Annotated in this window: 15 protein-coding genes; 5 read left to right on the top strand and 10 right to left on the bottom strand. The window is 65.1% G+C overall.

Features of this window, described 5'->3' with window-relative positions:
• Positions 1 to 84 precede the first annotated feature (84 nt).
• The 7 genes from AB0J58_RS16980 to AB0J58_RS16950 all read right to left on the bottom strand — a co-directional run bounded on the left by AB0J58_RS16980 (position 85) and on the right by AB0J58_RS16950 (position 12,550).
• The gene (locus AB0J58_RS16980; protein ID WP_364216313.1) at positions 85 to 2,820 is read right to left on the bottom strand and encodes a PQQ-binding-like beta-propeller repeat protein; all 2,736 of its coding nucleotides are present in this window, start codon (positions 2,818 to 2,820) and stop codon (positions 85 to 87) included.
• On the bottom strand, positions 2,814 to 3,593 hold the full coding sequence (locus tag AB0J58_RS16975; RefSeq protein ID WP_364216310.1) for a hypothetical protein: 780 nt from the start codon (positions 3,591 to 3,593) through the stop codon (positions 2,814 to 2,816). The genes AB0J58_RS16980 and AB0J58_RS16975 overlap by 7 nt, the downstream gene beginning before the upstream one ends.
• A gap of 638 nt (positions 3,594 to 4,231) precedes the next feature.
• Complete coding sequence (locus AB0J58_RS16970; protein WP_364216307.1) at positions 4,232 to 7,285, bottom strand: AAA domain-containing protein; 3,054 nt, start codon at positions 7,283 to 7,285, stop codon at positions 4,232 to 4,234.
• 179 nt (positions 7,286 to 7,464) lie between these two features.
• Positions 7,465 to 8,565 (bottom strand): hypothetical protein, encoded by a 1,101-nt coding sequence (locus AB0J58_RS16965; RefSeq protein WP_364216304.1) that lies wholly within the window; start codon positions 8,563 to 8,565, stop codon positions 7,465 to 7,467.
• A gap of 9 nt (positions 8,566 to 8,574) precedes the next feature.
• A complete protein-coding gene (locus AB0J58_RS16960) occupies positions 8,575 to 10,521 on the bottom strand; it encodes a hypothetical protein (RefSeq protein ID WP_364216301.1) in 1,947 nt (648 codons plus the stop codon).
• Positions 10,518 to 11,234 (bottom strand): TIR domain-containing protein, encoded by a 717-nt coding sequence (locus AB0J58_RS16955; protein ID WP_364216299.1) that lies wholly within the window; start codon positions 11,232 to 11,234, stop codon positions 10,518 to 10,520. Before AB0J58_RS16955 ends, AB0J58_RS16960 begins: the two co-directional genes overlap by 4 nt.
• A gap of 23 nt (positions 11,235 to 11,257) precedes the next feature.
• Entirely contained in the window at positions 11,258 to 12,550 is a 1,293-nt protein-coding gene (locus tag AB0J58_RS16950) for a helix-turn-helix transcriptional regulator (RefSeq protein WP_364216296.1), read from the bottom strand.
• A gap of 423 nt (positions 12,551 to 12,973) precedes the next feature.
• Here AB0J58_RS16950 and AB0J58_RS16945 point away from each other — a divergent pair, with 423 nt between their 5' ends.
• From AB0J58_RS16945 to AB0J58_RS16930, 4 genes are all read left to right on the top strand, one after another.
• The gene (locus tag AB0J58_RS16945) at positions 12,974 to 13,402 is read left to right on the top strand and encodes a hypothetical protein (protein WP_364216293.1); all 429 of its coding nucleotides are present in this window, start codon (positions 12,974 to 12,976) and stop codon (positions 13,400 to 13,402) included.
• A 287-nt stretch (positions 13,403 to 13,689) separates the two neighbouring features.
• On the top strand, positions 13,690 to 13,863 hold the full coding sequence (locus AB0J58_RS16940) for a hypothetical protein (protein ID WP_364216290.1): 174 nt from the start codon (positions 13,690 to 13,692) through the stop codon (positions 13,861 to 13,863).
• Between the two features lie 333 nt (positions 13,864 to 14,196).
• Positions 14,197 to 14,658, top strand: a complete 462-nt coding sequence (locus AB0J58_RS16935) for a hypothetical protein (protein ID WP_364216287.1) — start codon at positions 14,197 to 14,199, stop codon at positions 14,656 to 14,658.
• Positions 14,655 to 15,011 (top strand): hypothetical protein, encoded by a 357-nt coding sequence (locus AB0J58_RS16930; protein WP_364216284.1) that lies wholly within the window; start codon positions 14,655 to 14,657, stop codon positions 15,009 to 15,011. Before AB0J58_RS16935 ends, AB0J58_RS16930 begins: the two co-directional genes overlap by 4 nt.
• A gap of 44 nt (positions 15,012 to 15,055) precedes the next feature.
• On the opposite strand, the gene AB0J58_RS16925 is transcribed toward AB0J58_RS16930, so the two are convergent.
• Together AB0J58_RS16925 and AB0J58_RS16920 are read right to left on the bottom strand one after the other, a co-directional pair.
• A complete protein-coding gene (locus tag AB0J58_RS16925; RefSeq protein WP_364216281.1) occupies positions 15,056 to 15,256 on the bottom strand; it encodes a DUF397 domain-containing protein in 201 nt (66 codons plus the stop codon).
• The gene (locus AB0J58_RS16920) at positions 15,247 to 16,074 is read right to left on the bottom strand and encodes a helix-turn-helix transcriptional regulator (RefSeq protein WP_364216278.1); all 828 of its coding nucleotides are present in this window, start codon (positions 16,072 to 16,074) and stop codon (positions 15,247 to 15,249) included. The genes AB0J58_RS16925 and AB0J58_RS16920 overlap by 10 nt, the downstream gene beginning before the upstream one ends.
• Before the next feature lie 491 nt (positions 16,075 to 16,565).
• Between AB0J58_RS16920 and AB0J58_RS16915 the strand changes: the two genes are divergently transcribed.
• Complete coding sequence (locus AB0J58_RS16915) at positions 16,566 to 17,042, top strand: hypothetical protein (RefSeq protein ID WP_364216275.1); 477 nt, start codon at positions 16,566 to 16,568, stop codon at positions 17,040 to 17,042.
• Between the two features lie 11 nt (positions 17,043 to 17,053).
• Here AB0J58_RS16915 and AB0J58_RS16910 read toward each other — a convergent pair whose 3' ends face one another.
• Positions 17,054 to 19,081: a hypothetical protein gene (locus tag AB0J58_RS16910; protein WP_364216273.1), complete on the bottom strand. Its 2,028-nt coding sequence runs from the start codon at positions 19,079 to 19,081 to the stop codon at positions 17,054 to 17,056.
• Positions 19,082 to 19,103 lie beyond the last annotated feature (22 nt).

Here is a 19,103-nt window from a genome sequence, read left to right as displayed (position 1 = left end):
GACGGGCGGCATCATCCCCCGAGACGAGCCGGCAGGGTCAGGCGACCTTCGAGGCGGGAGCCTTCCAAGATCTTCAGCGCACTTCTATCCGCCTGCCGCGGGCAACGCGTACACGTTGCCGTTCGAGCCGCCGACGTACACGAGGCCACCTGCCACCACAGGTCTGGTTTCGATGGTGCCGCCGGTCTGGAAGCTCCATCGCACCGTGCCGGTGGCGGCGTCGAGCACGTGAAGCGTTCCCTCGTTGTCTCCGACGTGAATGGTCCCGCCTTCCGCCACGGGGCCGGAGGTGAGGCCCTTTCCCAACGGGAAGCTCCATCGCACCGTGCCGGTGACGGCGTCGAGCGCGTACAGCCTGCTGTCGTCGCCGGCGTATACGAGTCCCTGGGCCACCGCGACGTCCCACTTGAAGCCGGGCCTGTCGCCCTCGGTCTGGAAGCTCCACAGCCGCGTGCCGGTGGCGGCGTCCAATGCGTATGTCGTGCCGTCCTTGTTGCCGAGGTACACGGCCCCGCCGGCCACCACCGGACGGAAATCGACGGGACCGTCGAGCCCTGAGCTCCATCGGACTTTCCCGGAGGAGCCTTCCAGCGCGTGCACCTCGCCATCGGTGCTCGCGGCATAGACGACCCCGCCGGCTCGCACCAGATGAGTGTGGTCTTGTCCTCCGCCGGCCCGGAGACGCCACTTCTGGGCTCCCGAGGTGGCGTCCAGCGCATACACCATGCCATGGTCGCTGCCGACATGGACGACTTCGCCGACCAGCACGGGATCGGGGTTGAGGACGTCGCCCTCCGGCTGGAAGCTCCACAGCCTCTTACCGGAGGCACCGTTCAGCGCGACGACCTCGGCACTCACGGACCAGGCGGGGTTCCTGGTCCAGACGTAGAGGCGGCCCGCCGCGACCACGAGGTCGCTGTACACATCGATCCTGCGGCTCCACCTCATGCGGCCGGTGGCGGCGTCCAACGCGACCAGCCTGCCGGAAGTGTTCGCCGCGAACACGGTGCCATCCACCACCACGTGATCGAACAGCAGGGAACCGCCCGTCTGGAAACGCCACCGCATCGCGCCGGTGGCGGCGTCCAGCGCGGACACCGTGCCATCGCCACTTGTGGCGTAGACGACACCGTCGACCACCACCGGCTCGGCATGGACGACCGCGTCGGTCGGATGGTTCCAGCCGCCCTCGCGCGCGGGGCCGGGAGCGCGGACGCCTGGCTGATAATGTGCGAGCAGATTGCCCTGTAGCAACGGGGAGATGAGCCGCACCGCCTGTCGGGAGAGCGAGCTCAGCCGGACGATGACGGGGCCCACGTTGATGATCGTCGCGCCGTAGAACCCGTTCGTCTCGGCCACGGTATAGGAGAGGAAGCCCGGGCTCTCCGTGGTGGGATCGAAGGCGTTGGCCTCTTTGATAACGCCGACCTCGGCGGTGAACAGCTTTCGCGCGCCCGCGTTCGACGAGGACACCCATTCCACGGAGAGCGAGACGACGACGCCGTCGTCAGTGGGCGGTATCCAGTCGCATCTCTCCGGCTTCGGCGGTTCTGTTCCCACAGAATCGTCCGCTCCGGGAACCGCGCGGTAGCCGTCAGCGAGGACGGACAGATCATGGCCGGTAAGCAGGGCGCAGGCATCCGGCCAGGCGCTCGCCGAGACACCGCCGAAGCGGGTGGGCTCGCGGGAAAGCCCGTAGCTCAGCTTGTACGCGGTGATCCGGCCGTCATCGGGGACATCGCTGTGCACGAAGGCCATACCCCGGATCGACCCGACAAGGGACACACGATGGTAGGGCAGGTCGAGCGGCAATCCGCTGAGCCGTCCGGTGCCGGAGTCGACGGAGAACAGGTAGGCGGGCAACGGCCATCCGTTGTCCAGGAGGGCCCCGCGGTGGCCGGCTGCCCCGGAGTACGAGCCGGCGAGCAAGGGCGGGCTCCAGCGGCTCGGGTTCATGACGCCCGCAGCCTCCGGGCCGGTGGACAGCAGGCGGCCGTCCGCCCCGTAGAAGAAATCATCGTTCCCCACCGAGGCGTGAACGTATCCCTCCGCATTGGCCGTAACGCGAATCGCAGCGTCTCCGCCCGGCGGCGAGGAGAACGACGACAGCAGGCGCGTCCAACCGTGCCGCAGTGTGCGCGGATCCATCGAGGTGAGCCGCAGCTTGTTTCCCGCGCAAGAGCTGAGCAGCGCCACCGATCGGGCGGTTGCCGCACCTCGCAGGTGGCAGCCTCGCGGATACGTCACCCGTGTCGTGGTCGCCCCGGTCCGGAGATCAAGAGCACGGATGTCGAGGGGCTCGGCCGACCGCTCCAACACCACGATGCCGCGCTCGGTCACCATGATCCGCGGACCCCGGTACGCGCCGATACCTTCCGTCCGGGGCTGATGACTGGAGACGGCGATCGTGCGCCGCCACAGCGCGGCGCCCGTGGTCAGATCATGGCCGTCCAGGGCGTGGTCGACTATGTCCGGCGTTCCTCTCGACACGACCAGCGTGTCCGCCGCGATCCACACGCCGGTGATGGGCGCGGTGAGAGCCGGGTCGGCGGGGACGGTGCGCCGGAGCTCACCGGTGCGCGGATCGTGGATCCGCACGGTGCCCTGGCGCGTCGCCACGGCGACCGCGTGGTCGGACACGGCGTAGCGCGGAGTCTCGAAGAACGGCTCGCCGGTGTCGGTGTCCGCAGGCACCGACCACGCCGCACGCCACTCGACAGGCACGAGCGGGAGCCGCGGAGCGGACGCGGCCGGGCAGGCCACCAGGACCACCGCGAGCAGGACCCCTGCCGCGCGGCGACGCCCGCGCACGGTCAGCATCCCTTGGTCTTTTGGATCTTCCGCTCGATCACGCATGCCTGGCCACGAGGGATCGGCTGCCAGACACGGAGCGGGGAGAGGGTGTAGTAGGTGCGGTAGGCGTCGGCAGTGCCGGTCACCCGGAACGGGTTCTTGTCCGGCCCCTCGATCGTAATCTGCTCGGTTCGGTCCTCCGCGAGCACGGTGACCAGGAGATCGAACTCGTAGTACGCCGCCGTGCCCTTGATCGACATGGAGAGCGTGACCCGCTCGCCCCGTTTCAGGTCTATCTGCTTCTTCCTGAAGTACGAGGTGTCAGGGTCCTTGGCGGTGGCAAAACGGGGAGCCGGCTCATCGAGATCGGCGGAGAGTTCGATGGTGTCGACCTCTCCGCCGGAGGTGTAGACCAGCACCGCGCCGTCCGAGACCGACTTGCGGTCGAGGACGCGCGGCTTGATGTCGATGATGCGCAGGCTGCTGCGGTTCCCGATGAGGACGACGGTGACGTCCACCTTTTCGAGGGGGGCCCGGTGATGGCGCGCCATGACGGCGTCATGGCGCGAGCCGGACGCGCTGCTCAACAGAACCGCTCGCTCTCCCGGATCGGTCACCGGCTCCCTCAGGGCAGTGTCCTGCGTGGAGTAGTCGACGGCTACGTGGCCGACCTTGATCGGAGGCTCTCCGCTGATCCGGTCGACCGCGTCGGGTCCGCGTGCGTTGAACCAAGTGGTGAACACGACACCGATCACTGCGATGATCACAGCGCTGAGGATTCCCGCCAGCCACGTCCGCATGGCTTTCCATCGCCCGGATCCGGCCGGCTCAGCCTCCTTGGATCGAGGGGCGGGAGCCGCATTGGCTCGACCGGATTTGGCACGCCTGTTCTGGCGTGCTTTGACCATGGGACGCCCCCTATCAACAGCGAACGGCAGCTGACTCTCCCTCGCTATAGCTATATACTCATGAGGCTGCGCGATGTTGAGCTATTTGGGAATTTCTCATGCGAGAGGCCTGGTTCTGGAGGGCCTCGCGACGGCTCAGACCCGCAACGCCCTCTTTATGCGCCGGACGACCTCGCCGGGATTATTCATGCAAAGCCCGCCCGATCGCCTCGTGGGCGAAAAGGTCTTTGTTCGAGCTCGGACGGGCCCTTACTTCGTCTTCCACGGGGCAGCACCATGAATTCAAAGACGGCCTGTTACGAGCGGTCAAGGTCGTCGCGGTCGATGACTGATGCGGTCGTGTCGCGGTATCTCGACCGAGCTTCGAAGTTGAGGTTCTCCTGAGCGGTGCGGTAGCTGATCTTTAGCCGAACAACGTTGAAGATTCCTCGTGACCGCTGTTGAAGTATCCTCATGCTGCCACCGGGCCACTTGCGGCTGGGGCGCAGTCCCGCCCGGCGGTGCCGGGTCGATCGAGTTCGTCAACACTGTCAGTGCGTAGCCGGAGGAAGCCAGCGCTGGACCAGGTGCCGTGGGACAGCGGCATCGACATGCCACAGCTTCCTTGACCCGTGCCACTGGGGACGTATCCCGGCGGTCTGTAGCGCGTGTTTGAACTCGTCTTTCTTGTCGAAAGAGACCTGTATGTAAAGGCGTCCGTCCAGCACATCGCCAGATCTGACATCGGGGGCCGAATTCGGCTCCGGCGATGTCTGCTTCCAGGTACGGGCAGGACGTTCCATTCGTGCGCGGTCGACGATGTGACGGACTTGCCTGCAGGAGAACGGGTCGGTGATCCGTATCATCAGGTCGGTGGCGCCGGTGTTGGCGAGAAGGTTGAGCGAGCCGTGCCACAGCACGGTGTCGTCGACGATCATGACCTTCTCGTGCATGCGCTCGCGTACTGCGACCAGACAACCGGCGGCCTCAAGGTCTCGTACCAGAGCACGCTTGCGCGGATCGTCGCTCTGGTCCCGAGTGTGGACGGTGACCTGCACTCCGCTGTTGATGCGCGGGGTGAGATGCCGCAGCCATCTGCTGACGGGGGCAGGGTCCAGGAAGGCACAGTAGATCTCGATGCTGCGCTGAGCTTGTCCGATGTCCCATGCGATGGCGCGGGGCACCTCGTCGGCGGGAAAGAACGCAGGCCGGGCCAGCTCGTCCTTGTCCAGCCCGGCCAGGTCGGCCGCGGAACGGAACGGGACGAGGTCGTCCACCGAGAGCAACCGCGCATGGCGCTCCAAGTGGGTGAGCATCCGTGCGGCCTCACTACCTGGACTGAGGTTCTCGTGCAGGAACCGGGTGTCGGCGACGACGACGAGATGGTCCTGCGCCCGGCTGAGGGCCACGTTGAGCAACCGGGATGTTGAAGACGACAGGCCGGAGCCCTCGTAGAAGTAGCCGAGTCTGTCGCCCGCTCCTGCCACGGTATCGATCACCACAAGGGGACGCTGACTGCCCTGGAATCGGTGGACGGTGTCCACCAGCCCTTCGTAGCTCTCGCCGAACCGGTAGGTCAGGCTGTTCCGCAGTGCTTTTACCTGGTCTCTGAACGGAGCGATCACAGCCAGCCGGTCGGCCGGTCGCTCCCCGGTGGCCAGGCCCGCCCACTTGCGAGCGGGCAGGACCTCGTCGTACTGCAGGCCTCGGACAAGCTCGTGAATGACCGCTTCGTGCACCGGGTTGGTCTTGTGCCCGTTGCGGCGGCCTTTCGGGTTGGGCAGGCGGCGCGGGGTGGTGTCGACAAGGATCAGCGGGCCGTCGATCAATGGCGAGTGCGGGAGACGGCTGCGGTCACCGCGCCCGGTGCGCAAGGGCGCGTCGGGGTAGGCGACGACATTGACCACCTCGCAGATCGACGGGCGCATACGGTACTGCGTGTCCAGGCAGACCATCCGCCGGTCCTGACGGGCCGATCCCGCCGAGTCCACCAGCCCGGCCGTGGCGAAGACATCGCGGTCCATCCAGAGCTCGGCGTGCTGCCTGTCCTCGAGGGAGGCGTCCCGGTCGCCGGAGGACCTGGTCACGGCGGGCAGCTGCCGGAAGTCACCGGCGACGACGACCCGCCGGGCGGCGAGCCCGGCGGCACACCAGGCCGAAGGGGTGTTCACCATCCCGGCCTCGTCGATGACCACCACGTCGATCGAGTCGAGCAACTTGCGGGACTGCACCGCCTTGGCGACGGTAGTGCCCATGACGTGGCAGTTGCCCCGGACCACTTCGGTGATCTTCTGCTGTTCCTGCTCCAAAGCGGTGAGTTGCTGTTGAAGCCGCTCGATGGCGTCCCGAAGAGGACCGGGCGGGGGAACTCCCCGCAGGCGGCCATGCAGCACGGCCAGCTCCGGCTCAAGTTTGGCGACCTCGGTGGCACGGTTTCGCTGTACGGTCAGCGCGGCGTGCAGCTGCTGGTCGAGCGCGGCGACGGCGTTCCGATGTGTCCAGTGCACGCGGCCGAGGTCGTCAAGCTTGGCCTGCTTCTTCTTGGCGAAAAGCCCGGAAGGGGAGCCGATCTCATGGATCTGTTGCTCGATCCTGGCGAGGGCGGCCTGCTCGGCCTGGATCTGCTGTCGTAGGGCGACGGCGTGCCGCCCGGCCTCGTCGTGTCGCGTGCTCAGGTCCCGCAGCTCGCCTGAGACGCGCTCGGCCTCGGTGTGGAGCGCGAGGTCCTGACGCGCCGCGTTCAACAGTTCGCGCGTTTCGGTGATCCGCGCGGTGATGGCGGTGGCCATCCGTCCGGCGACCCGTCCGGCGTTGATCTGGTCGCCGAACCTGGTGGCCAGGGAGGCGAGCTCGATGTCTCCGGCGCGCTGTACGAGCCCCGTGTCGAAGCCCTCCTCACCGGAGAGCAGGTCACAGATCCGCTCCAGCGCCTGGTCCACGGCGACCTTGGTCGGGGCGACGAAGAGCACCCGCATCCCCTGCCGGTAACAGCCCTCGACGATGGAGGCGACAACGTCGGTCTTGCCGGTTCCCGGCGGTCCCCAGATGAAGGTGAGCTCGCTGTCGAGGGCCTGCTCGATCGCCTGTCGCTGCCGGGGATTGAGTTCGCGTTCGCGATACCCTCGGATGAAACGTTCCGGGGTGGCACAGCGGCTGACACGCGGACTTCCCTGGCCGATCATCCAGCCCGCCGTGGTGAGATTGACCAGACCGTCGCTCCCCCCGGCGGACTCCAGCCGCTCGGCGAGGGTCTCCATGCCCGCCGACTCGTCCTTGCGTAGCTGAGCGTTGCCCGGCTGGCTGCCCAGATCGGCCGCGGTGCGGACCGTGACCTTGCCGTCGGGCATCCGCACGGCCTCGGCACTCACCCACGGGGCGCGGGAACGCGAGAGCCGGACGAGCAGTTTCTCTCCGGAGAACGCGTCCTTCCAGCTCCTGCAGGAGAACAGGTACTCCCAGATCTCCCCGTCGCCTCCGACCCTGCGCCCGGCGGTCAGCGAGACCTTCTCCCCGTCGCCGTCGCTGCGAAGCTCGGCAGCGATCTCCAGACGTACGGCCTGCAAGAGATCCTCGACGGGAAAGGGTCTTTGCTGAGTGCCTGTCATCGCGCTCCCTCTGGGGGTAAGGAGATCGGCGTGCCGGTACAGATCAGAAACGTACCCGTGCTGAACAGGAGTTGAGGAGTGTCCGGGTCAGTCCGGTAGCGGACAGAAAGATCTGCCGTGTCCTCGATCTGCCTTCAAGAAAGGTATTAGGGATCACTGTGGTGAACATCACGGCTCGCTCATCCGGGATCGTCGGTGTACGGTCCTTCGTCTAGCTGGTCGGGGGGAGGAGTCGCATCGTCGGGGACGAAGGCGCTGGGCGCGTCGAACCGGCGTACCAGGTCGTCAGCCGCGTCCTTCCTGCCGTGCTTGACGAGATAGTCGGCCACCTGCCGGGTGAACAGGGCACGCTGCGGGTCACCGTCTGGAAAGTCCGTCACCTCCAGGAACGCCTCGAAGTGGTCGACGACGGATGATCCGTGTCCCGGATCAGGTGTGGGCGGCTCGTCGTCCACTGGCTGTGAGGGGGGCGGCAGCAGATACCGGAAACATTCGGGGATGTCCTCGTTGTTCGCGGCGGAGGAGAGCTGGGCGAGGATGCCCAGGTCCTGCACCACCTTCTCCACGCGATCGTCGTTCCTGGCGAGCCACCAGACCACGGCGCTACCGGGGTCTTTCAGCACCTCCTCCCCAAGATACTCCCGCTTGCTCTGCTCGTACTTCCTCTCGTGCTCCCAGACCGCCTTGTTCTTACGCACCTCGGCGAGCTTTTCCAGTCGTTGCCGATCGTGATCGGAGAGAGTGAGCGTGACCGACTCGGCCATCACCCGCACGCATCCGCCGTCGTCCGACCGCATCCTGCTCAGTGCACCGTTCAACTCGTGCTGAACGAGCGAGGCCCTGCCGGGGAGCCGGTTCTTCGTGATGTTCATGGCACGATCCAGGATCGTGTCGACCGCCAGGCCGCCGAGGTTGGCGACCGGCTCATCCATTGCCCTGCCCTCCGAAGACCACCGCACCGTCGCCGAGAAGAGGAAGTCGTAGTCCTCCTCCATGCTCGGCAGCGCGACTTCGACGATCCGCCGCTCCCGAGGCTCTATCGGTGGCGGTGGAAGGTAGGTCGTCTCCACCGATCGCGCGGAATCCGTTCCGCGGCCGGTTACCCTCATGGTCAGGACCACGACGATTCCGGCTACCACGACAACCATCACCCACGCCCAGGGCGGTAGTGGGGCGAACAGAATGAGCCCGGCGAGAATCAATCCCGCGAAGGCGACAAAGTAGATCGTGACCGTCCTGCGGCCGGAACCCATGGTGTTGTCTCCCTGATCTGTTGTCACGATGGCGGCTCACACGGCCCCGATAGCCATGGAAAAGTTGATCTTCCGTAGCACGCGATCGGTGAGAAAGGCCTGGCGTTCCTGTCCGTCCGTCCCGGGGCGGGCCAAGTCTCGGGTGATGACATGCAGGCGGGCCAGGAGGTCCGCACGTTGCCCGCAGCCGGCGACGAGCGTGTCGAGGAGATGCTCGCGATGTGGTTCATCGTCGAAGGCTGTCCGGATCCAGCGCTCCACCTGCGTGCGCCAGACCTCGTACGGACGCCGGTGAAGGGCGATGCTCCAGCCGGTGATCAGCCGCTCCCTCAGGTCGGGGTCGGACAGAGGTGCGCGCATGCGTGGCCCGGTGGCTGTGAGCGGTGCCGGATCGGCGAACTCCACGAACAGGTCGGTGTCGATCGGCCATTCCTCCAGTTGGAGCCGCTCAACCAACCGCTCCAGCATCCGGACCCGGAGTTGGGCGTCGGCGCCCACCAACTGCACGAGCGCGTTGTGGGCATGTGTGGTTCCGCGCTCCCTACGCGCCAGGTGATGGAGCCGGACCATGGCCTGGTCCGGGTGGCGCACGGCCATCACCTGCCAGCACGCCACGACGAGCACCTCGGTGAGCCCCCTGGGCAGGTTCGCCTCACGCGACCATTCGTAGATCTTCTGCCGGAAGAACCGGCCGTGCTCTTCGTGCTGGAGCCCGTGCCGCAGTGCCTGAATGGCCGCGCCCATCCGGAAGCTGTTCCCGGTGTCCTTCGCGCACTGTGATACGAGGGTCGGCAGGAGGTCCCGGTACCTGTCGTGCAGGCACAGCTCGGCGAACCGCTTGATCAGTTTGTCGCGGTCGTCCGTCTCCAGGCCCGTCAGGCCCACGACGTCACCGACCCATTTCTGGATGGGCTCCCGTAGTTCCGGTCGGTGGGTCCAGAAATGGGTACGGACCGCCGAGTCGTATCCGAGTTTGTCGAACCGCACCTGGCCGGAGGCGTCGGGTGCCGCCCCGATCTTCTGAAAACGGGCGGCGAGGTCCGTCCACTCCAGCAGAGGGCGTTCGTCCTGCGGGTACTTCACCCCTTCCAACATCGCGGCGGTGGCTCGGTGGATGACGTCGATATGAGCTCCGTGCAGCATGGCCGTGGCCAGCAGCAGCGCTCGCTGTGGTCCCTTGCGCAGTTTGACGAGATCGTCGGCGACGAGCTTGCCCTGGTGGTTGTCCAATGCGGCCAGGGCGCTCTCACACCAGGCGGCGAATCCGCCCGCTGATCCCGCCGTTGCCCGTGCCTCGACGACGAGGGCGGCGAAGTCGGCGATCTCCTGCATCGAGGGGTTCTTGAGCAGGAAGTCCGTGGTGGCCTGAGGCGCCGAATCGGTTTCGGCTACCGGGATACCCTCCATGCGCAGATAGCGCTGGAGCACCCCTATGCCTGCTGGGCGGGTGATCTCGACGCGGTAGGCGCCGAGATCCGCCCCGAGCCGCTCAACTCTCCTGGTCGGGAGTACCGCCACCAGGTGGGCACCACGCTCGTGCACGACCTTGCGGAGGTCGGGAAGCTCGCCTTGGACCTCGGTCCAGACCTGCTCACTGGTGATCGCTGACAGGTCCACCAGCACCAAGGCGCCTTCGCCGACCTGGCTGGTTTTCAGATAGGGGGGTTTGTCCTTCAGTAGGAGCTCGTGGAACGTCTCGCTTCCGGAGTACAGCTCACCCAGGAGAATCCACGCGGCGGTCCTTCTTCCGGTGCCCGGCGTTCCATCCAGGAATACGGTGCCGTTGGATTCCAGGACCGCACCCGCCCTGGTGAAGCCTCCGGGAGAAAGGAAACGTTGCCGGAACCATAACAACTGGTCATCGGCAATGCGCCGGGGATCCTTGCCCGTGGCTTCGCCCAGCGAGATGATCTGGTTGCCGTTACCCGTGTGCACCGCCGCTTCACGGCCGATGAAGACGGAGGATCTGATCTGGTCGCTCAACGGCCGTTCTCCTCATTCTTGTGGGAGTCGCCGAACTGGTGACCGATTCCTCCGTGGTTGTCTCCGGCGACGTATGCCGCCCTGTCTCCGGAGAAGTGCTGGATGTTGCCCTTACCGGTGTGGAACATCCCGTGGTCGCCCTTGATGACCGTGCCGACATCGCCGGTGGTGATGTCGCGGCCCTGGATGGCCGTGCCATGAACGTCGCCCGCCGAGTTGGCGACGGAGCCGGGGGGCGGCGGCTGAGGGGCCGGGCGTTTCGTTGTCCTGAAGGACGGCACCCAATCGGCGAGCCTGGCGACGAGGCGGGTGAGGTCCGCCTGGAGGTCCTCCAGATCCACGTGCACCGACTGAATCTCGGTGAGCCAGGCCAGCTCCACCGGCAACTCCGCCCGGCCTATCCGTTTTGTCCTGTGTCCTTCGAGAACCGGCACGACCGGTATGCCGAGGGCGAACGCCTCAAGGAGCTCCCGGCGGACCCAGTCGCCCTCGTCACGAAGTCTGGGGGACTGGGTCCAGTTGGGGCCGATGACGGCGAGAAGGACGGTACTGCGCCGCACGTTGCCGAGCAGTTCCTCGGGAAAGCGTTGGCCAGGTTTGATGGACCTGGTGGCACGGAAGATCCGTTCCTCTCCTCCGAGAATTGCGGACAGTTCCTTTTCGAGGAGAAGAGCAGTCTTCTCTCCGTCTCCGGTGCGATAGTTGATGAACACGTCGGGCATGGTGAGTTCTCTCTCTACGGGACGATGATCTGCAGGGTCGTGCTGAGTTCAGGAGTGAGATCGCGCACCGACCGGTTCCGTCGGTGACGAGCCAGGGCGCGGGCGAGGTTGCGCAGGTCCGCGGCGATGGTGGCCGAACGCACCGTGACAGCACTGTCGAGTAGTCGGCCGGCCACGTCGCACGCATGGTCGATCTCCCCGGCAGCGGCGTGGGCGAGCGCGCAGCGCACTCCGTAACGGACCTGCGTGCGCAGTGCCTGGGGCGGCACCTGCGCCAGCTGCGTTTCCATGATTTCGGCGGCTTCGGCCGGCCACCCCAGGTCGTAGAGGCACCAGCCGGTGATCATCGCGACCGGGTCGGACAGGTTGGTGGTGCCGATGACGGGCGCGTCAGAGTCGGATGCGTGTCCGACGAGCAGTGCACGCGCCCGGTCCAGGCTGTGCATGCAGGCGTCGTAGTCGCCCGCGAGCGCGTGGCCCTGCGCCTCCCGTTGCGCTGCCAGACCACGGATCCGCGGCGGGACCTTGCCGTTCTGTGCTTGCTGGGCCAGTTCAACGGTCTGGGGAGCATCCTCGCGGTAGAGGGTGACCAGTGCCCGGCGGACCAGTCCGTAGGCGGCAAGGTCATGATCACCACCGACGGCCGCCAGGTCAACGGCGCGTTGTGTCCACCACAGCGCCGCCTGTTCGTTTCCCGTCTCCTGCACCAGCCAGCCGACATACTCGGCGTACCGGGAACCGAGCCTCAGCAACCCCTGACGGGTCTGAGAACCGGCATGGGCGGACAGCTCCCGGAGTGTATGGGTCTGCGCGATGAGCGCAGGGAGTAGGAGTCCTGGACTGACTGTCTGACCGAGCTGCCGATACTGGTCGAACAGAGATCGGGATACTCCCAGGAGCGTCGTGTCCTCGGCGCCGGATGGGGTTGCCGGGCCGCCGATGCTCATTCCCGCGATCGAAGCCGCCCCCGCTGCCAGTGCCTGTCTCCGGCTCATGGGCTGGAACCGGTTCTGCCCGTCTGAGGACAACCGCATCAGCCACACCTCATCCTCGTCACTGCTCTTCTCCTGTACGAGTTCTTCTTTGGGAGGCCGTTCGCGGACCAGGGCGGCGAGCTCGCCTCCGGCGTCAAGCGCGACGTCGCAGAGGCGGCCCAACTCGCGGCTCGGTGCTTTGATACCTCGTTCGACCTTGCTGAGCTGGCCTTTGCTGTAATGAGCCAGCCTGGATAAATCGGTAAGGGTGAGATCGGCGGCGATACGCCGTCTCCGAAGTTCCCTGCCGAAGGTGATTGGCTGCTGGACCACATGAACCTCCGTCACCGCCTGTCCGAGCAGCCGTGAATCACCGCTTGCAAGACTGTGTTAGCCGATGTCGGACAGACAAGACCTGTTCCGGTGTTTCCCGTTTCCAACTCCGAAGGCAATAGGAAACGGCCGCTCTTGTCCAGGCTGCTTCAAGTGCTTCTCTGGGAGCCGTCCCTGCTCACGAACATCGGTCAACCTGCGGGATCCGCATCGGCTGTCGGCCCGGAATCGGTCACTGGAAAACCGTAAATAGAACTTACCGAAAGGGGTGATTTGGTCACTATTTGAGTAGATTTATCACTACAAGAAAGGAAAAATGACTCGCTGACCGTAGCGAAATAGCTGTCATGGAGGTGGTCTGTCGGAGGAGGAACCCTTTGAAATCTCTACGCGCGTTTCGTCTGGGCCTCGTAGAGTCTGATCATGATCGAGTCGACTCCTCCCCTCGGGGCATTTCGTTTCCTTCCCGTCCCCTGGCCCGACTCGGGTGCCGGCACGTGGGCGAATGACCTGGAAGAACGTCTGGTAGCGCTGGCGGGCGAGCATGGCTTCCAGCCCTCACATGCCACCAAGGGCGACCTTGAACTCGTCCACTCCGGTCGCCGCCAGATCGTCTACCTCAACCGCAAGAGACTTCGGCGACAGACCATCGCCGTGATTGTGTCGCCCTGGGTGGGGCTGGACGAACTGCGTGCCATCTCAGGAGTGACCTTCCCGGGGAAGTTCTTCCACAGCTCCAACATGCGGACGTTTCCCAGACGGCTGAACCACGGGGAGGATGAGATCCCGTACGGATACTCGCTGGAGTGCGTGGACCTCACCGTTTTCAGCCGCCTACTTGACCAGCTCTGACGATCGTCATACGGGCAAACGAGGTCGCGGCGTCGGTTCTGCCTGATCTGGCCGGTACTGACCTGGGAGAGCTCGGCAGACCGTTGGCGTGCGAGGACAGGTCCTCTGCCCGGAGCGACGCGTTAAGGCAGTACCGGGCGACGGATTCTGCCGGTGGCGCGGTGCACACTGGGCGTGGTTCTCCCCGTTTCCTGGAGGTCTCAATGGCGAGGCGCAGATCACCAGCACGGAGGCGCAGCACCCGCCGGAGCCGGAAGAGGAGCGAGGGGAGCACCTGGTGGCTCCTTGTGCCGCTGGCCGCGGTTTTCGCGGTGCCCGTGGTGCTCGACATTTCAGCATCCACCTGGATGGTGCTGCTCGGCGTCGTGATGATGCTCGCGGTTCTGCTGGCCGCCGTCGTTCTGGCGATCGCCGTATGGGCGCGGCCTATCGTGAGGAGGCCTTACGGCGGGCCGGAGTGAAACGGCTGGACGCACGCCGGTTCGAGGAATTGGCGGCCGAGCTGCTGCGCCGTGACGGCTTCGGCCGGGTCCGCGTTGTCGGCGGTGCCGGTGACGGGGCGTGGACGTCCTCGGTGTCGCACCGGACGGTCAGACGCACGCGATCCAGTGCGAGTACTACACGCGACCGGTCGGTCTCGGCGCGGTGCGTGACTTCGTGGGCGCTCTGCAGGCGAGGAAGTACCTCGGTCACCAGGGCATCCTCGACCGGGAGGCGGAGCCTGATGAACTTGCTGGTCTGCTTGGAGGAATGGCAGCGTTTACTTCGGAACGTGTTCCGAAGTATGGTTGGGTATGGCCATGCCGACCGTGCCGTTCTCCGACCTGTCGAAGCACTCCAAACGGGTCGCCGAGATCATCGACCGCTTCCATCGCGTGCGCGTCACACGCCGCGACGGAGAGGACCTGTTCATCTCGGTAGCCCGGCATGACCATCAGCGAGAAGAGACCGCGGACATCGCGGCCCGCATGATCGCCGCGCTGCTGGCCAGCGATGAAGGCACCCGCGCCGTCCTGCACGCGCTGCCCGAGGTCTTCCCATGGGTCCGGCATCTCTCCGCGGCGGAGACGCAGGAGTTCGTCCGGGAGCTCGTCGACGCCACCCGGGACTCGGTTGATCTGGACGTCCACTCCACGCTGCACCGGGTCATCGTCGAGTGGCGCGCCACCGCCCGCATCCTGGCCGATCCCGAGCTGACCGCGCGGCTCACCCGCGCGCTGCCGGACGAGGATCACGGTGAGGTGGCCGCGCCGTGAGCCCCAAGCGCGGCGACGCCGTGGCTCCACCACCGATCGGCGACGAGTGGCACCTACGGTTCGCCACCGGTGAGGCGGCCAAGGGATGGATCGATCTGTGCGCGGAGGCGGCCGGTAACACCCGGCGCTGTTTCGAGGCGTTGCGCGATGATCCGCTGTCGCAGCGGGATCCGGACCGCCAGCACCGGCTGCGTGGCCGCCTCGCCACCGGGACGCTGGGAGGCCGCGAATACCCGCAGTGGGAGTACGAGGTCACCGCGGGCGGCAGGGTGCGCTACCTCGTCGACGAGTCCCGGAGAACCGTCCATCTCGTCTACGCCTCACCCCGCCATCCCAAGGACACCGACACTTGAACTCATTCGGGGCACCTAACGCCTCGATCTGGGCCGAGATCAGATCAGCGGTCGAAGTCGCCGGTTTTGATACCGCGGATGAAGGTGCCCCATCCGGTGGGGGTGAGGAGTAGTTTGGGGCCGTCCGGGTCTTTGCTGTCGCGGACCGCGATGACTTCGGGCAGGTTGGCGGCCACCTCGACACACTGGCCGCCGTTGTCCGAGGAACGCGATGATTTCCGCCAGATGGCAGCGCTCAGGTCCATTCCCGCTTCACTTCCTCGATTTTTTTGAGGGATATGTGCTCAGGATAAGCCCATAGCCGTATCGCCTCATAGCGCTTCCAAATGGAAGCCACAAGATCTTGGTTGTTCGTGATGTGTCCCTGAGCGGGTGAGTCTGAATGGACAACGTCCGGTTCCCCGTTCGGAAGCTCGGCGATCATGAAGGCTCCCGCCAGGCCCGCCACGCACTCCGAATCGACGACCTGGATGGAGATGGCGGACCGACGTGCGGTCTCCAGTAGATGACCAAATTGCTCTTGCATCAACTCGGGGTTACCGATCCGACGACGCAGCACACCCTCATCGATAAGAGCGAGGAGCGTGGGCGCATCTTCCTGATCAAGGATCCGTTGCCGCTGCATGCGGGCTTCGACACGCTGCTCCAGCTCTTCGGACGTGATTTGGGGCCCTCGGCTGAAGAGATACCTGGCGTATGCCTCCGTCTGGAGCAGGCCGGGCACCAGGAGGGGATCCCAGGAGCGGATGACGAGAGCTCTGGGTTCGATCTCTTCGGCCCAGTTCCAGAACCAGGCTGGTCCTCCGGGCTGGGCGATGATGTGCTCGCGTATCCCCGTGAAGGAGATGCCGTTGGCCTTCCCATAGAGCTGGTCCAGTCTCTCGGCGTCGGACTTGGACGGTGTTCGGCTGGCGCTCTCCAGGCGGCTGATCTGGGTCTGGGTGCAGCCGAGGCGTCTGGCCACCGCGGTCTGCGAGAGCTGTGCGGCCAGACGCAAGCGGCGCATCTCGGCGCCGAACCGTACCCGGGGGGATCCAGGGTCGAGAGATGGCGCATTATCCATTGCATTTCCTCCCGAATTAGGAAAAACGGACCTAATGTCCAGCCGGTGATATTGAATCCAGTCCGGGTAAACCAACGGCTGTCATCATCCGCTCTAGCCTGGGCTGCCGATCCGGTAGCAGGCCGACTACTGGTAAGGCATTCTAAGCACAGAAATCCTGCTCGCGAAAGTTTTATAAGGAAGCGGTAATCCACTTTCTTGGCCGGAGGTGAATCGAGTCGGACATGAATGAGATAGCTCTCTTTCGGTCTCCCGTCGTGGGCGCAGGAAAACATTCGGAAGGTGAAAGTATGACGACGAGCGAGCTGTCGGCCGAACGGATCGTGGCTCTGAACCGCGAGGGCATGCCTCTGCCCTGGCTAATGGCAGCGGTCGGCGTGACCTGGCAACTCCCCTTGGCTGACGAACGAGTATGGGAAGGGTGTGGCGAAGGCGGGCCGGGTAGGTAAAGATTGGTAGGTCCCGGCGTTCACTGTCCCTGGAGGTCCTGAATGCGCTTCACCCGGTTACTCGCCGTCGCTCTGGCGCTGGTGATGGTGGCCTCGGGATGTACTTCCACCCCTTCCCTGAAGGACGCAGCAGCGGAGCTACAGAAGGACACCCAACGCCTGGAAACCGACGACGTCTTTAAGAGCCCGAGCAAGAAACTGCGTATCCTGCAACGCCCCGACAAGGACATCCCTTGCGACAAGGACAAATTCAAAAGAGTGCTTCGAGCCACGGCAGACTACGAGCGTAAGACCTCTGATGTGGACGGCCATCTTGATTTGGCTCAAGGGCTGATGGAGAACACGCTTGTGCAAGTGCTCGGATATGAACTTGATTTTGATTTCAGTCAGACAGATGCAGCGGATGGACGATTCATCTACGGCACGAAGAAGGATCCGGAGATCAAGGTGACTGTGTATGTGGCTCCTGATGCCCCTACTTGGCGGCTACATGCGATGACCGCTTGCCTACCGCGGTAAGGGATATTTGCTTACTTCCAGATCCTTATCTGTTCCTTGGCGTGCTCGCTCGTATGGAATCGCGTTGCATCCTCGATCTTGTCATCAAGCTTGCCATTGCCGTCCATCCAGCGTTCATAAGGCACTAGTTTTCCCCGCAGTACTTGCTCCCACTCTTTACTGCCTCCCTTGGCTTCTAGCTTTGCCTCTGCAAGAAGTTCGTCGTAGGTCTTGAGATCACCGGTGCTCTTGCTAATGAGCTCGGCAGGAGGTTCGCTCGCCGGGTAACCGGCTTGGTGAAGGAGATGTGCTATGTCGTACTTCTGGCGCAGGACAAAGTCCGATCGTGCCCCGGTGGCCTCCTCGACTCGCGTCCCGAGACTCTCTACCCAGTCGTCGAGCAGAGTACTGACACCGTACGCCTTGGTCAGTTCCCATCCTGTCTCGATAGCATGATGGGCGAGGGGCCCCGCCAATGGAATGCTGTCGACTCCAAGGGAGACAGTGTTTTTGGCGATGTCGCGAACCAGATCGTAGGTGGCGTCTATCTCACCGCGCACGTCCAGTGTGGCCTTGAACTCCAGACCCGCGAGGTCGCCGAACATCTTTGCAATTTTTTCGAAGCGGGCATCTTCTGCTTGTGCATCAAGTTGAGCGGCGGCTATCAGCGTGTCGTATCGGAACTTACCGGCGGCCGTGTCGAAATCGTCCGTGAGTTGCTTTTCTCCGACAAAGGTCTGCATGAAGCGATAGGTGTCGCCGGGGCTGAGGTAGAAGGACGGGTTCACATTGGGAAGGGGAGTCCAGTTTGCCGGGGCGCCCATTCCGGAGGTCCGGTCCACGGCTTTGTCGAACCGGGCGCCCGAGGCCAGTTCATGGACATACGACTTTGCTATCACGCTCATGGAGTCCATGGCCGGTCTCGGAAGGTCGGAGCCGAAGGCGGCGGCGGCACGGATGGCGTCGAAGGCGAAGGCGGCGGCCTCCAGGCTGTGCTGGCCTGTCTTCTCGGTCTTGGCCTCGGTGCCCGCTTCCATCGCCCGGCCGAAGGCGTCGGCCACCTCGTCCCCGGTGCCCACGCCTTTGGCGTAGTCGAGAAACAGCTTCATCTTGTCGACCTGGCTGAGCTTGACGTCGGCCCCGCCCATCTTGGCGAAGGCGTCCCGTACGGCCGTGCCGTCTCCGTCGAGCACCTCCAGCCCCATGGCGACCAGGTCGTCAGGCAGGTCGTACTTCTTGCCGCCCAGGGATCCGGCGCGCCACTCCTGCCCGGGTCTCTTCGCGAACTCGTCCAGGACCAGGGAACGGGCCGCCGCGCTGCGGATGGACGAGGGGGCGTTCGCACCCTTGAGCAGCGCGAGCCGGTTCCACGCGACGATCTTGCCGTCGACCGGTTTGACCAGGTCGTCTCTGACCTTGGCGAAGGCCGGAACGAGAGTGGGAGCGTTCAGGGCTGCGCCGAGGGCCTTGCTGAAGGCGGCCAGGTCCTTCTGGGCGGTCCTACTGCCGGTGACCGCGATGATGCTGGGCAGCGCGTCCCGGACCTTCGGGGACAGCAGGGCGAAGAAGGCTGCGGCGGCCTGGGGGTTGTCGGCGAGTTTGGCGACGTCGTCGATGTGCTCGTGGATGAGCTTGGCCTGCGACTCACCGTGGAAGTTCACCAGGATGTCCTCGCCGTACACCCTGGCCAGGCCCTGGGCGATGTCAAAGTCCTTCAGCTCGTCGGGGAGCCGGATGAGCCCCTGTCCGCCCGCAGCCATCGAGATCGCGCCGCCCGCCGCGCCGCCCGTCGTGTCCCCCGCCCCGCCCAGCTCTGGGGCACCGTTGCCCAGGGTTTTGATCAGGTCGATCCGGCCGTGCAGCATGGAGACCTGCCTCCCGCCCCAGTCGGCGATGTCGGTGATCTCCCGGAGCGCGGGGGTGCTGATCCCGTACCGGCCGAGTTTCTCCTCGAACTCCCTGCTGAACGCGGTCAGCCGGTCGGCGGCGCCGCGCAGGGAGGTGGCGAGCTGACCCAGCTGTTCGGGGTCGATGCCGCAGAACTCGGCGGTCGGTGCCATGGAACGCTCCCCCTCATGGTCA

The organism is Streptosporangium sp. NPDC049644 (assembly GCF_040675205.1).
Lineage (GTDB): Bacteria > Actinomycetota > Actinomycetes > Streptosporangiales > Streptosporangiaceae > Streptosporangium > Streptosporangium fukuiense.
This window is presented reverse-complemented; position numbering and strand designations above follow the sequence as displayed.